Below are 15345 nucleotides of genomic sequence, written 5' to 3'. Positions count from 1 at the left end.
GATGGCCAGTACCCGGTCCAGGGCGCCTAATGGGCGGACAACCACAAGAACCTCCGGGACGAGGTATGCGATGTATCGACTTCTGCTGGCGGGCCTGCTCCAGGCCCTGGCCATCTGCTGTCTGATCCTGGCCCTGCAGCGCGGCAACATCGGCCTGGCAGTGGCCCTGCCGCTGGCGGTGCTGGTGGCCTGGCTGCCGCTGCTGCTCAAAGGCGGTGCGCCCGCGCCGGTCGCGGAGGCCGGCGACGACGAGTCGCTGCTGAGCCTGAGCCGAGACCTGTCGCGCACCACCAGCGGCAATGCACTGTCTGCGGCCGAGGTGGCGTATTCGGTGAAGCAGCTGGCCCAGCGCCTGGCGTCGCAGCTGCAGGCGGCGGCCAGCATCGTCGGCAACGCCGAGGTGATGATCGCCACCGAGGAGCAGACCAGCCTGCTCAGCCAGCGCACCCTGGCGGCCTCGCACGACGCCCGGCGCAGCAGCGACGAGGGGCTGCTGGTGCTGCGCCAGAGCATCGACCGCATGCACCAGCTGAGCGGCCGCGCCAGCGCCAGCCGCGAGCTGATCGGTGGGCTGAGCCAGCGCAGCGAGGATATCCAGCGGGTCACCCAGGTGATCCAGGGCGTCGCCAGCCAGACCAACCTGCTGGCGCTCAACGCGGCCATCGAGGCGGCGCGGGCCGGCGAGGCCGGGCGCGGCTTCGCAGTGGTGGCCGACGAGGTGCGCGGCCTGGCCGCGCGCACCGCCAGCGCCACCGAGGAGGTCGGCGAGATGGTCGCCGATATCCAGCGCCAGACCGCCGCGGTGGTCGAGCAGATCCGCCAGCTGGCCAGCGAGCTGGACGAGGGCGTCGGCGCCGTCGAGCAGGCCGGCGCCAGCCTCGCCAGCATCGTCGAGCTGGCCCAGGCGGTGGAGGGGCAGGTGGGCGAGATCGCCCAGGGCGCCGAGGTCAACCGCGAGCAGCTCACCAGCCTGTTCGCCGCCATGGAGCAGATGCGCGGCGACCTGGCCGAGAGCGATGCCCACACCCAGCGCCTAGGTAGCGTCGCCGGGCGCCTGGAAGGCCAGGCCGAACAAATCAGCGAGCGCCTCGCCGAGGTGGCGCTGGACGACTACCACCAGCGCGTCTACGACCTCGCCCGGCAGGGTGCCCAGGCCATCGCCGCGCGCTTCGAGGCCGATATCGACGCCGGCGGCATCGGCCTGGACGATCTGTTCGACCGCCAGTACCGCCCCGTGCCCGGCAGCTTCCCGGCGAAGTACAAGACCCGTTTCGACGACTACACCGACCGCGTGCTGCCGGATATCCAGGAGCCGCTGCTGCAACAGCACGAGGGCCTGGTGTTCGCCATCGCCTGCACGCCCGAGGGCTACGTGCCCACCCACAACCGCGCGTTCAGCGCCGCGCCCACCGGCGACCGCCAGGTGGACACGGTGCGCAGCCGCAGCAAGCGCCGCTTCGACGACCGCACCGGCATCCGCTGCGGCAGCCATGAACAGACGCTGCTGTTGCAGACCTATACCCGCGACACCGGCGAGCTGATGCACGACCTGTCGGTGCCGATCCGCGTCAAGGGCCGGCACTGGGGCGGGCTGCGCCTGGGCTATCGGCCGGAAGGCGCCGCGGCGCGCTGAGCCGATGATCGCCTTCAGCCGTCGCCGCCTGCTCGCCGGCCTGGCCCTGCTGCCCTGGTGGGCGCGGGCGGGGCAGGGCCGGGGTGTCGCCGCCCGGGTGCTGGTGGTCGGCGGCGGTTTCGCCGGCGCCACCGCCGCGCGCCTGCTGATCCAGGCCGAGCCGGGGCTGGAGGTGGTGCTGGTCGAGCCGAAGACGACGTATCACACCTGCCCGATGAGCAACCGGGTGATCGCCGGGCTCGACCCGCTGGCGCGGATCGCCTGGTCCTTCCGCGAGCTGGAGCGCCTTGGCGTCCGCCACTTGCGCCAGGCGGCGCGGGACATCGATCCGGCCGGCCGCCGCGTGCAACTCGATGATGGCCGCTGGCTCGGCTACGACCATCTGGTCCTGGCGCCGGGCATCGAGATGCGCTTCGACGCCATCGAAGGCTACGACGCCGCCGCGGCCGAGCGACTGCCGCACGCCTGGCAGGCCGGCGCCCAGACCGAGCTGCTGCGTCGCCAGTTGCAGGCCATGGACGATGGCGGGCTGGTGCTGATGAGTGTGCCGGACAACCCCTACCGCTGCCCGCCCGGCCCCTACGAGCGGGCCAGCCTGATCGCCGACTACCTCAGGCGCCACAAGCCGCGCAGCAAGCTGTTGATCCTCGATGCCAAGGACAGCTTCTCCAAGCAGGCGCTGTTCATGCAGGGCTGGCAGCGCCACTACCCGGGGCTGATTGAGTGGGTCGGCCACGCCGGCGACGGCCGGGTGGTGCGGGCGGATGCGGCGCGGCATGAGCTGGAGTGCGAGTTCGGCGCCCGCCACCGCGCGGCGGTGATCAACCTGATCCCGCCGCAGCGAGCGGCGAGCATTGCCGCGCGGGCTGGGCTGACCGATGCCAGTGGCTGGGTGCCGGTGGAGCCCGGGCGTTTTCGCGCGCGTGGCGACGGGCACATCACGGTATTGGGCGACGCCGGCGTCGCCGCGCCCATGCCCAAGTCCGCCTTCAGTGCCCAGGCCCAGGCGCACCTGGCGGTCGCCCATCTGCTGGCGGAGCTGCGTGGCGAGCCACCCCGGGCGCCCGCGCTGAGCAACACCTGCTACAGCCTGCTGACGCCCGACGACGCGGTGTCCATCTCGGCGCGCTATCGCGTCGAGCAGGGGCTGCTCGGCGAGGTGCCGGGCAGCCTGCGGCTCAGCCTGCTGGAGGGCGGCGATGCGCTGCGCCGGCACGAGGCCGAGCTGGCGGCGGCCTGGTACGTCGCCAGTTGTGGGGCGGCATGGGGATCGTCGGCGTGAGTGGTTATCGGTGCGCGCGGCGCACCCTACTGGCGATTCTGTCGCTGTGCCTGGTGCTGCCGCTGTCCGCCGACCCGTTGCATGACGAGCGTGAGCGGCTGCTCGCCGATGGCATGCCCCAGGCGGAGGGTCTGGCGCTGGAGGTACCGGAATGGGTCGAGGACGGCGCCTTCGTCGCTGTCACCCTGAGCCTGCGCGGCGCCCGCCCGCCACTGCGGCTGGTGCTGTTGCGAGAGGAGGAAGACGAGCCGCGCATCGCCCGTGTGGAGCTGCGGGGCTGGCACGAACCGCTGCGCTTGAGCACCCGCGTGCGCCTGCCCCGGAGCCAGGCGCTGCTGGTGCTGGCGCGCGATGCCGATGGCCGCACCTGGGCCGTGCGCCAGCTGGTACGCATCGCTGGCAGCAGTTGCCTGTCGCCGCCGCTCGGCGATCCGGCGGAAGGACTCGGCCGCAGCCAGGCCTGGCGCCGGCCGCTGGACGGCGGCAGCGAACTGGCCAGCCTGCTGCGCCATCCCATGGAGACCGGCCAGCGCCACGACGCCGACGGGCGCCTGCTGCCGCGTCACCTGTTGCGCGAGCTGCGGGTGAGCGGCGAGCGGGGCGAACTGATGCGGGTGGAGGTCTTCGCCGGCCTGGCGGCCAATCCCTACTGGCGGGTGGTGCTGCCGGTCGAGGCCGGTGAGCTGGGTCTACGCTGGAGGGACGACGACGGCGCGACCTTCGACCGTCGCTTGCCCTGAGCGCCGCCCCGCCGAGGGTTGCACTCGGGCATGTACTACCAAATGAGTAGTCCGGCTGTGCCATCGGCGCATACCCGCGCGGCAGAGCGGCTGCAAAGATCGAAGCACGACCTGGCCCACTGGCAGGGGCAGGCACCACAAGAAGAGGCATCGTCATGATTTACGCTCAACCTGGGACTCCCGGCTCCATCGTTTCCTTCAAGCCACGCTACGGCAACTACATCAATGGCGAGTTCGTGCCGCCGGTGAAGGGCGAGTACTTCGTCAACACCTCCCCGGTCAACGGTCAGGTCATCGCCGAGTTCCCGCGCTCCAGCGCCGAGGATATCGATAAGGCCCTGGATGCCGCCCATGCCGCCGCCGACGCCTGGGGCCGCACCTCGGTGCAGGACCGCGCGCTGGTCCTGCTGAAGATCGCCGACCGCATCGAGCAGAACCTGGAGCTGCTCGCCGTCACCGAGACCTGGGACAACGGCAAGGCCGTGCGCGAGACGCTGAACGCCGATGTACCGCTGGCCGCCGACCACTTCCGCTACTTCGCCGGCTGCATCCGCGCCCAGGAAGGCAGCGCCGCCGAGATCAACGACGGCACCGTGGCCTACCACTTCCACGAGCCGCTGGGCGTGGTCGGCCAGGTCATCCCGTGGAACTTCCCGCTGCTGATGGCCGCCTGGAAGCTGGCCCCGGCGCTGGCCGCCGGCAATGCTATCGTGCTCAAGCCGGCCGAGCAGACCCCGCTGTCGATCACCCTGCTGATGGAGATCATCGGCGACCTGCTGCCGCCGGGCGTGCTGAACATCGTCCAGGGCTTCGGCCGCGAGGCCGGCGAGGCGCTGGCCACCAGCAAGCGCATCGCCAAGATCGCCTTCACCGGTTCCACCCCGGTCGGCTCGCACATCATGAAATGCGCCGCCGAGAACATCATCCCGAGCACCGTGGAGCTGGGCGGCAAGAGCCCGAACATCTTCTTCGAGGACATCATGCGCGCCGAGCCGGCGTTCATCGAGAAGGCCGCCGAGGGCCTGGTGCTGGGCTTCTTCAACCAGGGCGAGGTGTGCACCTGCCCGTCCCGCGCGATCGTGCAGGAGAGCATCTACGACGCGTTCATGGCCGAGGTGCTGAAGAAGGTCAAGCAGATCAAGCGCGGCAACCCGCTGGACACCGACATCATGGTCGGCGCCCAGGCCTCGCAGCAGCAGTACGACAAGATCCTCAGCTACCTCGAGATCGCCCAGCAGGAGGGCGCCCAGGTGCTCACCGGCGGCGGCGCCGAGCGCCTGTCCGGCGACCTGGCCAACGGTTACTACATCCAGCCGACCCTGCTCAAGGGCGACAACAAGATGCGCGTGTTCCAGGAGGAAATCTTCGGCCCGGTGATCGGCGTGACCACCTTCAAGGACGAGGCCGAGGCGCTGGCCATCGCCAACGACACCGAGTTCGGCCTGGGCGCCGGGGTGTGGAGCCGCGACATCAACATCGCCTACCGCATGGGCCGCGGCATCAAGGCCGGCCGCGTGTGGACCAACTGCTACCACCTGTACCCGGCGCACGCCGCCTTCGGCGGCTACAAGAAGTCCGGCGTCGGCCGCGAGACCCACAAGATGATGCTCGACCACTACCAGCAGACCAAGAACCTGCTGGTGAGCTACGACATCAACCCGCTGGGCTTCTTCTGACCCGGGGCGCGCCCGCTTCGCGGCGGGCGCCGACAGCTTTTTCATCGAGCGCAGGGAAGCGCTTCCGTCGCCGGCCCAACTGAGCGTGGGCCGCCTGTGCGGCCATTGTCCGGCAGATGGATTGATGTCCCGCGCGGTCCCAGGCCGCGCTTTTTTTCGATGAGCCTCCGGGCGTCCTGCCCTCTCCCACACCGCCTACTCCCTTCGGAGCGGCAGGTCCTGTCGAACGCGGCGCTGCCGCGTTTTTTCTTTTCCGCGAGGCGGCGAAGGCGTCGCGCCGGTGCGACAGCCGTCCCGTCCGCTGCAACAGGTGTCGCGCTCCGCCGCGCCTTTCCAGAGTCCCGCCGTTTCTCCGCAGGCCGCGTGCCGCCTGGCCTGCGGCCATCCGTCGCGGTGCTGGCACAGCCGTTGCTCCTGTGCCTGCAAGCCCCGGCGTGGCCGCCGTGGCAACAACAAGAATCGGAGACACTCCATGAGATCGATTGGCCTCACCGCGCCTTCCGCCTGCCCGTCATCCGGCCGGCATCCCGCTCTGCGTACTCCTCGCCGTGCCCTGTTCGCCGCCATGCTGCTGGCCGGTTTCGCCCATACCGCCCAGGCCGCCGAGACACCGGCCAACGTCGACGGCAAGCGCATCGTCGCCGCCGACCGGGAGCCGGGCAACTGGATGAGCCACGGCCGTACCTACGACGAGCAGCGCTACAGCCCGCTCGAACAGATCAACCAGCAGAACGTCGGCAAGCTCGGCCTGGCCTGGAGCTACAAGCTCGACCTCGACCGTGGCGTGGAAGCCACGCCGATCGTGGTCGACGGCGTGATGTACACCACCGGGCCGTTCTCGGTGGTCTACGCGCTGGACGCGCGCAACGGCGAGCTGCTGTGGAAGTACGACCCGCAGTCGGATCGCTCGCGCGCCGGCGAGGCCTGCTGCGACGCGGTCAACCGTGGCGTGGCGGTGTGGAAGGGCAAGGTCTACGTCGGCGTGCTCGACGGCCGCCTGGAAGCCATCGACGCCCGGACCGGCAAGCGCGTCTGGTCGGTCGACACCCGCGCCGACCACAAACGCAGCTACACCATCACCGGCGCGCCGCGGGTGGTGAACGGCAAGGTGGTCATCGGCAACGGCGGCGCCGAGTTCGGCGTGCGCGGCTACGTCACCGCCTACGACGCCGAGAGCGGCAAGCAGGCCTGGCGCTTCTACACCGTGCCGGGCGACCCCAAGCTGCCGCCGGAAGACAAGGCCATGGAGATCGCGGCCAAGACCTGGCACGGCGACGCCTTCGTCGAGCAGGGCGGCGGCGGCACCGCGTGGGACTCCTTCGCCTTCGACCCGGAGTTGAACCTGCTCTACATCGGCGTCGGCAACGGCTCGCTGTGGGACCCGAAATGGCGCAGTCAGGCCAAGGGCGACAACCTGTTCCTGTCCTCCATCGTCGCGGTCGATGCCGACACCGGCGAATACGCCTGGCACTACCAGACCACCCCGGGCGACGCCTGGGACTTCACCGCCACCCAGCACATGATCCTCGCCGAACTGGAGATCGAGGGTAAACCGCGCAAGGTGCTGATGCAGGCACCGAAGAACGGCTTCTTCTACGTCATCGACCGCGCCACCGGCGAGCTGCTCTCGGCCAAGGGCATCGTCCCGCAGAACTGGACCAAGGGCATGGACATGAAGACCGGCCGGCCCATCGTCGACGAGGAGAACGCCGCCTACTGGAAGAACGGCAAGCGCAACCTGGTGACCCCGGCGTTCTGGGGCGCGCACGACTGGCACCCGATGTCGTTCAACCCGAAGACCGGGCTGGTGTACATCCCGGCGCACATCATGTCCGCCTACTACGAGCACATCCCCGAGGCGCCCACCCGCAACCCGTTCAAGAGCATGTACCAGCTCGGCCTGCGCACCGGGATGATGCCGGAGGGCGCCGACGGCCTGCTGGAGATGGCCAAGACCTGGTCCGGCAAGCTGATCGCCTGGGACCCGGTCAAGCAGGAGGCGGCCTGGGAAGTGCCCTACGTGACCATCTTCAACGGCGGCACCCTGAGCACCGCCGGCAACCTGGTGTTCGAGGGCAGCGCCGACGGCCGGGTGATCGCCTACGCCGCCGAGGACGGCAAGAAGCTCTGGGAGCAGCCGGCCGCCAGCGGCGTGATGGCCGCGCCGATTACCTACTCGGTGGACGGCGAGCAGTACGTCACCTTCATGGCCGGCTGGGGCGGTGCCTTCTCCACCTTCGCCGGCGCCCTGTCGCTACGCGCCGGCGTGCAGCCGTTCGCCCAGGTGCTCACCTACAAGCTCGGCGGCACCGCCAGGCTGCGCGAGCCGGCGCCGCCGGCCGACGCGCCGAAGCCGCCGCCGCTGACCGCCGACGCGGCCACCGTGGAGGCCGGCGCCAAGCTCTACGACGGCCACTGCTCGCAGTGCCACGGCATCCACGCGGTGAGCGGCGGCGTGCTGCCGGACCTGCGCAAGCTCACCCCGGAGAAGCACCAGATGTTCCTCGGCATCCTCTACGGCGGCCGCGTGCCGGACGGCATGCCGTCGTTCGCCGAGGCCTTCGATGCCAAGCAGGTGGACCAGATCCATCAGTACCTGATCAAGCGCGCCCACGACCTGCAGCAGGAAGGCGACGCCTGGAAGAAATTCAGCGCCAAGTGATCCACGCGGGCGTGCGCCGCCGTGGCGCGCGCCCGTCCGCCCACTCCGCACAGCGAGAGCGACCATGAGCGACATCACCACCTACCAGCACTACATCGACAACACCTTCGTCGGCAGCGACAGCCTGATCGAGGTGCGCAACCCGGCCAACGCCGCGCTGCTGGCGCGCATCCCCGAGGCCGGCGCCGAGCAGGTCGAGCGCGCCATCGCCGCCGCCCGCGCCGCGCAGAAGGGCTGGGCCGCCAGGCCGGCCATCGAGCGCGCCGGCTACCTGCGCCAGATCGCCGCCAAGGTGCGCGCCAACGCGCCGCGCCTGGCGCGCATCATCACCACCGAGGGCGGCAAGGTGCCGGCCCTGGCCGAGGTGGAAGTCAACTTCACCGCCGACTACCTGGACTACATGGCCGAATGGGCGCGCCGCCTGGAGGGCGAGGTGCTGACCAGCGACCGCGCCGGCGAGCACATCTTCCTGCTGCGTAAGCCGCTCGGCGTGGTGGCCGGCATCCTGCCGTGGAACTTCCCGTTCTTCCTCATCGCGCGGAAGATGGCGCCGGCGCTGATCACCGGCAACACCATCGTGATCAAACCCAGCGAGGAAACCCCGATCAACTGCTTCGAGTTCGCCAGGCTGGTGGCCGAGACCGACCTGCCGCGCGGCGTGTTCAACGTGGTCGGCGGCACCGGCGCGGGCGCCGGCAGCGCCCTGACCAGCCATGCCGGGGTGGACCTGATCAGCTTCACCGGCAGTGTCGGCACCGGCTCTCGGATCATGGCCGCGGCGGCGCCGAACATCACCAAGCTCAACCTGGAGCTGGGCGGCAAGGCGCCGGCCATCGTCCTCGCCGACGCCGACCTGGAGCTGGCGGTGAACGCCATCAAGGCCTCGCGGGTGATCAACACCGGGCAGGTGTGCAACTGCGCCGAGCGTGTCTACGTCGAGCGCAAGGTGGCCGACCAGTTCATCGACAGGATCGCCTCGGCGATGGCCGCCACCCGCTACGGCGACCCCTCCGTCGAGGCCGACCTGGACATGGGGCCGCTGATCAACCAGGCCGGCCTGGACAAGGTCGCGCAGATGGTCCGCACGGCGGCCGGGCAGGGCGCCCAGGTGGTCACCGGCGGCGCGCTGGCGGACAAGGGCCGTGGCTTCCACTACCAGCCCACGGTGCTGGCCGGCTGCACGGCGGACATGGAGATCATGCGCAAGGAAGTCTTCGGCCCGGTGCTGCCGATCCAGATCGTCGACGACCTCGACGAGGCCATCGCCCTGGCCAACGACAGCGAGTACGGCCTGACCTCGTCCATCTACACCCGCAACCTGAGCACCGCGCTCAAGGCCAGCCGCGAGCTGGACTTCGGCGAGACCTACATCAACCGCGAGAACTTCGAGGCCATGCAGGGCTTCCACGCCGGCACGCGCAAGTCCGGCATCGGCGGCGCGGACGGCAAGCACGGCCTGTACGAGTACACCCACACCCACGTGATCTACGCGCAGGAGTGACCGGGCATGCTTGAGCGGGGAAGGGCGCTGGCCCGACCCCGCTCCTTTTTCCTGGCATTGCGCGCGATGCCAGGCGAAAGGAGCGGGAGTACCGGTTGGACTTGGGGAGGGCACATGGTGCGCATGGCGCACCCTACTTGTACCTGCCGGATGGATCGGCTCCCAGGGCGCGGGCGGCGTGTCGCGCCGGACTCAGAAAAGTTCGTTGGGCTGGACGATGCCGTGTTTCTTCATCTTGCGATACAGCGTGGAGCGGGCGATGCCGAACGCCTCGGCCACCGCGCTGATGTTCCAGCGCTGTTCGCGCAGAGCGGCGTACAGGTGGCGCGCCTCGTCGTCGCCCAGCCGCGCGGCCAGCTCGCCGTTCGCCGAAGTGCTCGCGGTGGCGGGCGGCAAGGGCGCCTGATGCAGCTCCGCCGGCAGGCAGTCCAGGTCGATGCGGCCGTTCTCGGCCAGGGCGGCGGCGTAGCGCAGGCAGTTGAGCAACTGGCGGATGTTGCCCGGCCACCGATGGGTGCGCAGGCGCTCGCGCACCACGTCGTCCAGGCGCAGGTCGGGGGCGAGGCCGGCCAGCAGCTGGTCGATCAGCGCGTCGCGGTCGCCGCGTTCGCGCAGGGCCGGCAGGTGCAGGGTCATGCCGCTGAGGCGGTAGAACAGGTCCTCGCGGAACTGCCGGCCCTGGATCATCGCCGCCAGGTCCTGGTGGGTGGCGGACACCACCTGCACGTCCAGCGCCACCGGCGCGTCGGCGCCGAGGGGGAACAGCTCGCGCTCGGCCAGCACGCGCAGCAGGCGGGTCTGCAGGTGGGCGGGCATGTCGCCGATCTCGTCGAGGAACAGGGTGCCGCCGTTGGCCAGTTCCAGCTTGCCCTTCATGCCCTTCTTGCTGGCGCCGGTGAAGCTGCCGCCACGGTAGCCGAACAGCTCGCTCTCGATCAGGCTCTCCGGGATCGCCGCGCAGTTCAGCGCGACGAAGGGCCCGGCGTGCCGCGCGCTGGCCTGGTGAATGGCGCGGGCGAAGGCCTCCTTGCCGGTGCCGGTCTCGCCGGTGACGAGGATCGGGATGCCCTTGTCGAGCACCTTGCGCAGGCGCCGCACGCCGTCCTGCAGGCGCGCGTCGCCACCGCTGAGGCGCTGCAGGTCCGGGTGCCCGGGCTGCGTGGCTGCCGTGCTCGCCGCGCGGCGGGGCTGGGCCGCGGGAATGCGCAGGCCGATGTCCACCAGCGCCTCGTCGAACAGGGTGCGCAGGCGCACGCCCCGGGCGCCGCCGTGGGTCAGGCCGAGCAGTTCGTCGACACCGGCCGGCAACAGTTGGTCGATGCGGCTGCCGAGCAGGTCGATGCCATGCGCCGCGCAGGCGGCGAAGGCCGCGTGGTTGGCGCCGATCACCCGGCCGCCCTCGTCGAGGGCCAGCAACTGTTCGTTGGCCAGGTCGGCGATGTCGTCGCGCGGCTTCAGCGACAGGCTCAGGCGGTCGCGGTAGCGCTGGCGGAAGCTGGCGTTCTCGATCAGCCGGGCATACATGATCACCAGCTGCAGGGTGAGGTATTGCGCCTCCTTCGGCCCGTCGCTGTTCAGGCAGGTGGCGTTGAGGCAGCCGCGCAGGGCGTTCTGTGCGTCGTAGATCGGCGCCACCGAGCAGCTCAGACGGAAGTTGGAGACCAGGAAGTGCTCCTGGCGGTGGATGGTCATCGGCTGGCCGGCGGCCAGGGTGGTGCCGATGCCGTTGGTGCCGGCGATGGATTCGTCCCAGCGCGCGCCGACGATCAGCCCGGCCTGGGTATAGAGGTCGCGCTGGCGCGGCAGGCGGGCGTCGAGGGTGACGCCATGCTCGTCGCTGAGCAGCACGGCGAAGCCGGCCGGCACCACGCGCCTGGCCAGGCCGCTGACGCCCTGGCCGGCGATGGCCAGGTACTCCTCGTGCAGGGCCTGGTGCTCGCGCAGCTCGGTGGCGGTGAGGATGCTCTTCTCGACGGGGCCGCGTGGATCGAGCCGGTGCTCCACCACGCTGCGGTACCAGGAGCGGGCGATCAGCCCGTCGGGGCGGATGCCGCGCTCGGGGAAGTGGTCCGCGACGAAGGCGGCGAGGTCGTTCGGGCAGGTTTCCAAGGCATGGGCGGTCATGGGCACTCCCGTCGGCCGCGGATCGTGCCGCGGCGCGTTGTTGTTTTTCATGGAGCCGTTCGTTTGGCGTCGTGTCCCAACCTTACTCCGGGCGGGAGCGAAGTGCAGTCATCCATCCGTCGAACGGCGAGAGGCGCAGCAAGTGCCGTGCCGCCTCGCCCGCATCGTGGCGCGGCCCCTGCCGGCGCGGTTTTCCGCGCTCCGGGGCGGCGCCGGCCGGGACAGTTGTCGCAGTGCTGCGACACCTGTAGCGGGCGGGGCGACAGCTGTCGCGCCCGTCCTACCAAATCAGGGGGGCAATTCCTTCGAAAGTATCATTCGGAGGGGGCGACCCTGGTGTTTAACTCGAATGGCCGTAATCCATCGGCCTACAAGAAGAGGATCGACCCATGTGGACCAAGCCTAGCTATACCGACCTGCGCATTGGCTTCGAAGTGACCCTGTACTTCGCCAATCGTTGATCCGCACAGCCCCGGTCCGCCGGGGCTTCACCCGGAGCAGTCCGTATGCTCGTCCAGATTCTCGGGTCGGCCGCCGGTGGCGGCTTTCCCCAATGGAACTGCAACTGTCGCAACTGCCGTGGCCTGCGCGAAGGCACGCTGAACGTGCGGCCGCGCACCCAGTCGTCCATCGCCCTGTCCGACGACGGGGTCAACTGGATTCTGTGCAACGCTTCGCCGGACATCCGTGCCCAGCTGGAAGCCTTCCCGGCGCTGCAGCCGGCGCGGGCGGTGCGCGACACCGGCATCGCCGCCATCGTCCTGCTCGACAGCCAGATCGACCACACCACCGGGCTGCTCAGCCTGCGCGAGGGCTGCCCGCACGAGGTGTGGTGCACGGAGATGGTCCACCAGGACCTGACCAGCGGCTTCCCGCTGTTCGACATGCTCTCGCACTGGCCGGGTGGCGGCTTGCACTGGCGCCCCATCGCTTTGGAAGGCTCCTTCACCATCGCCGCCTGCCCACAGCTGGAGTTCGTCCCGTTCCCGCTGCACAGCGCCGCGCCGCCCTATTCGCCGCACCGCAACGACCCGCACCCCGGCGACAACATCGGCCTGCTGGTGCGCGACCGGCGCACCGGCGGCACGCTGTTCTACGCCCCCGGCCTGGGCCAGGTGGACGCCGGGCTGCGCGCACGCATGGCGACCGCCGACTGCCTGCTGGTGGACGGCACCTTCTGGCGCGACGACGAGATGATCCGCGCCGAGGTCGGCGGCAAGCTGGGCAGCCAGCTCGGCCACCTGCAGCAGAGCGGCCCGCACGGCATGATCGCGGCGTTGCAGGGCCTGGCCGCGCGCAAGGTGCTCATTCATATCAACAACACCAATCCGATCCTCGACGAGGACTCGGCCGAGCGCGCCGAACTGGCCGCGCACGGCATCGAGGTCGCCTTCGACGGCATGGGCATCGAACTCTGAGGAGCCTGGCATGAATGAGCCGGCCATGACCCCCGAGGCATTCGAACAGGCGCTGCGCGCCAAGGGTGCCTGCTACCACATCCACCACCCGTTCCACGTCGCCATGTACCAGGGCCGCGCCAGCCGCGAGCAGATCCAGGGCTGGGTGGCCAACCGCTTCTACTACCAGGTGAACATCCCGCTGAAGGATGCCGCGATCCTGGCCAACTGCCCGGACCGCGACGCCCGCCGCGAGTGGATTCAGCGCATCCTCGACCATGACGGCGCGCCGGGCGTCGCTACGTCGGGAGAGGAGGGCGGCATCGAGGCCTGGCTGCGCCTGGCCGAGGCGGTGGGCCTGGAGCGCGAGCAGGTGCTGTCCCTGGAGCTGGTGCTGCCGGGCGTGCGCTTCGCCGTGGATGCCTACGTCAACTTCGCCCGCCGCGCGTCCTGGCAGGAGGCGGCCAGCAGCTCGCTGACCGAACTGTTCGCCCCGCAGATCCACCAGTCGCGCCTGGACAGCTGGCCGCAGCACTACCCGTGGATCGACCCAGCCGGCTACGACTACTTCCGCAAGCGCCTGAAGGAGGCGCGCCGCGACGTCGAGCACGGCCTGCGCATCACCCTCGAACACTACCGCACCCGCGAGGCCCAGGAGCGCATGCTGAACATCCTGCAGTTCAAGCTCGACGTGCTGTGGAGCATGCTCGACGCCATGAGCATGGCCTACGAACTGCAGCGCCCGCCGTACCACACAGTGACCCGTGAGCGCGTGTGGCACCGTGGCATCGCGCCATGAGCCGGGGTCAGCCGGTGCACACGGCGCACCCTACATACGTCGCCATGCACACCGTCGTGCCCCGCGTAGGGTGCGCCGCGCGCACCAAATCGAACTCCACTTTTGTCGCACACACCGCATGGGAGCCCACGCCATGACCGTACACCTGTTCTCCAGCGTGCCGGCCATCCGCCGCGGCTTCCGCCTGCAGTTCGAGCCGGCCCAGGGCTGCCACGTGCTGCTCTACCCGGAGGGCATGATCAAGCTCAACGAGAGCGCCGGCGAGATTCTCAAGCTGGTGGACGGCCAGCGCAGCGTGGCGACCCTGGTGGCCGAGCTGCAGAGCCGCTTCCCGGAAGTGCCGGGCATCGACGAAGACATCCTGGCGTTCCTCGAGGTGGCCCATGCCCAGTTCTGGATCGAGTTGCGCTAAGCCCGGCGTGCAGGTCGGCCCGCCGTTCTGGCTGCTGGCCGAGCTGACCTACCGCTGCCCGCTGCAGTGCCCGTACTGCTCCAACCCGCTGGACTTCGCCCGCCAGGGCGAGGAGCTGAGCACCGCCGAGTGGATCGAGGTGTTCCGCCAGGCCCGCGAGCTGGGCGCGGCGCAGCTTGGCTTCTCCGGCGGCGAGCCACTGGTGCGCCAGGACCTGGCCGAGCTGATCCGCGCGGCCCGCGATCTGGGCTACTACACTAATCTGATCACCTCCGGCATCGGCCTCACCGAGGCCAAGGTGGCGGCCTTCGCCGAGGCCGGGCTCGACCACATCCAGATCAGCTTCCAGGCCGCCGACGAGGAGCTCAACAACCTGCTCGCCGGCAGCGGCAAGGCCTACGCGCAGAAGGTCGCCATGGCCCGCGCGGTGAAGGCCCACGGCTACCCGATGGTGCTCAACTTCGTCACCCACCGGCACAACATCGACCGCATCGACCGCATCATCGAGCTATGCCTTGAACTGGAGGCGGACTTCGTCGAACTCGCCACCTGCCAGTTCTACGGCTGGGCCCAGCTCAACCGCGCCGGCCTGCTGCCGAGCAAGGCGCAGCTGGAGCGTGCCGAGCGCATCACCAACGAATACCGGGCGCGGCTGGCGGCGCAGAACCACCCGTGCAAACTGATCTTCGTCACCCCCGATTACTACGAGGAGCGCCCCAAGGCCTGCATGAACGGCTGGGGCAACCTGTTCCTCGATGTCACCCCGGATGGCACCGCCTTACCCTGCCACAGCGCCCGGCAGCTGCCGGTGAAATTCCCCAACGTGCGCGAACACGACATCCGCCACATCTGGTACGACTCCTTCGGCTTCAACCGCTTCCGTGGCGACGACTGGATGCCTGAGCCGTGCCGCACCTGCGACGAGAAGGAACGTGACTTCGGCGGCTGCCGCTGCCAGGCGTTCATGCTCACCGGCACGGCGGAGAACGCCGACCCGGTCTGCGCCAAGTCGGCCCACCACGGCATGATCCTCGACGCCCGGCGCGAGGCGGAACAGGGCGGCGCCGGCCTCGGCGAACTGACCTTCCGCAACGACAAGGCCTCGCGGCTGATCTGCAA

Annotated in this window: 12 protein-coding genes; 11 read left to right on the top strand and 1 reads right to left on the bottom strand. The window is 69.9% G+C overall.

Annotated elements, in window-relative coordinates; translation table 11 throughout:
* Positions 1-70: 70 nt before the first annotated feature.
* From N7640_RS23710 to aldA, 6 genes are all read left to right on the top strand, one after another.
* Positions 71-1633 (top strand): methyl-accepting chemotaxis protein, encoded by a 1563-nt coding sequence (locus N7640_RS23710; RefSeq protein ID WP_279903820.1) that lies wholly within the window; start codon positions 71-73, stop codon positions 1631-1633.
* Positions 1634-1637: 4 nt separating this feature from the next.
* Complete coding sequence (locus tag N7640_RS23705; RefSeq protein WP_279903819.1) at positions 1638-2915, top strand: NAD(P)/FAD-dependent oxidoreductase; 1278 nt, start codon at positions 1638-1640, stop codon at positions 2913-2915.
* Positions 2912-3655 carry a thiosulfate oxidation carrier complex protein SoxZ gene (locus N7640_RS23700; protein WP_279903818.1) on the top strand — a complete coding sequence of 248 codons (744 nt, stop codon included), beginning with the start codon at positions 2912-2914 and terminating at the stop codon, positions 3653-3655. The genes N7640_RS23705 and N7640_RS23700 overlap by 4 nt, the downstream gene beginning before the upstream one ends.
* 155 nt (positions 3656-3810) lie before the next feature.
* Complete coding sequence (locus N7640_RS23695) at positions 3811-5331, top strand: aldehyde dehydrogenase family protein (RefSeq protein ID WP_220813107.1); 1521 nt, start codon at positions 3811-3813, stop codon at positions 5329-5331.
* A gap of 472 nt (positions 5332-5803) precedes the next feature.
* Positions 5804-7993 carry a PQQ-dependent dehydrogenase, methanol/ethanol family gene (locus tag N7640_RS23690; protein ID WP_279903817.1) on the top strand — a complete coding sequence of 730 codons (2190 nt, stop codon included), beginning with the start codon at positions 5804-5806 and terminating at the stop codon, positions 7991-7993.
* Positions 7994-8057: 64 nt separating this feature from the next.
* Positions 8058-9494: an aldehyde dehydrogenase gene (gene aldA, locus N7640_RS23685; RefSeq protein WP_279903816.1), complete on the top strand. Its 1437-nt coding sequence runs from the start codon at positions 8058-8060 to the stop codon at positions 9492-9494.
* 192 nt (positions 9495-9686) lie between these two features.
* On the opposite strand, the gene N7640_RS23680 is transcribed toward aldA, so the two are convergent.
* On the bottom strand, positions 9687-11618 hold the full coding sequence (locus N7640_RS23680; RefSeq protein ID WP_279903815.1) for a sigma-54-dependent Fis family transcriptional regulator: 1932 nt from the start codon (positions 11616-11618) through the stop codon (positions 9687-9689).
* A 389-nt stretch (positions 11619-12007) separates the two neighbouring features.
* Here N7640_RS23680 and pqqA point away from each other — a divergent pair, with 389 nt between their 5' ends.
* The 5 genes from pqqA to pqqE all read left to right on the top strand — a co-directional run.
* A complete protein-coding gene (gene pqqA / locus N7640_RS23675; protein WP_003239771.1) occupies positions 12008-12079 on the top strand; it encodes a pyrroloquinoline quinone precursor peptide PqqA in 72 nt (23 codons plus the stop codon).
* Positions 12080-12124: 45 nt separating this feature from the next.
* Complete coding sequence (gene pqqB / locus N7640_RS23670) at positions 12125-13036, top strand: pyrroloquinoline quinone biosynthesis protein PqqB (RefSeq protein ID WP_279903814.1); 912 nt, start codon at positions 12125-12127, stop codon at positions 13034-13036.
* A gap of 10 nt (positions 13037-13046) precedes the next feature.
* Positions 13047-13814: a pyrroloquinoline-quinone synthase PqqC gene (pqqC, locus tag N7640_RS23665; RefSeq protein WP_279903813.1), complete on the top strand. Its 768-nt coding sequence runs from the start codon at positions 13047-13049 to the stop codon at positions 13812-13814.
* 133 nt (positions 13815-13947) lie between these two features.
* Positions 13948-14226 carry a pyrroloquinoline quinone biosynthesis peptide chaperone PqqD gene (gene pqqD, locus N7640_RS23660; RefSeq protein ID WP_279903811.1) on the top strand — a complete coding sequence of 93 codons (279 nt, stop codon included), beginning with the start codon at positions 13948-13950 and terminating at the stop codon, positions 14224-14226.
* On the top strand, positions 14198-15345 hold a 1148-nt coding region (gene pqqE, locus N7640_RS23655), incomplete at its 3' end, for a pyrroloquinoline quinone biosynthesis protein PqqE (protein ID WP_279906252.1). The genes pqqD and pqqE, both read left to right, overlap by 29 nt.

The sequence above is a fragment of the Pseudomonas sp. GD04015 genome (genome assembly GCF_029837675.1).
GTDB lineage: Bacteria > Pseudomonadota > Gammaproteobacteria > Pseudomonadales > Pseudomonadaceae > Aquipseudomonas > Aquipseudomonas paralcaligenes.
Note: the sequence above shows the minus strand (reverse complement) of the source record. Positions and strands in the feature narration are given on the sequence as shown.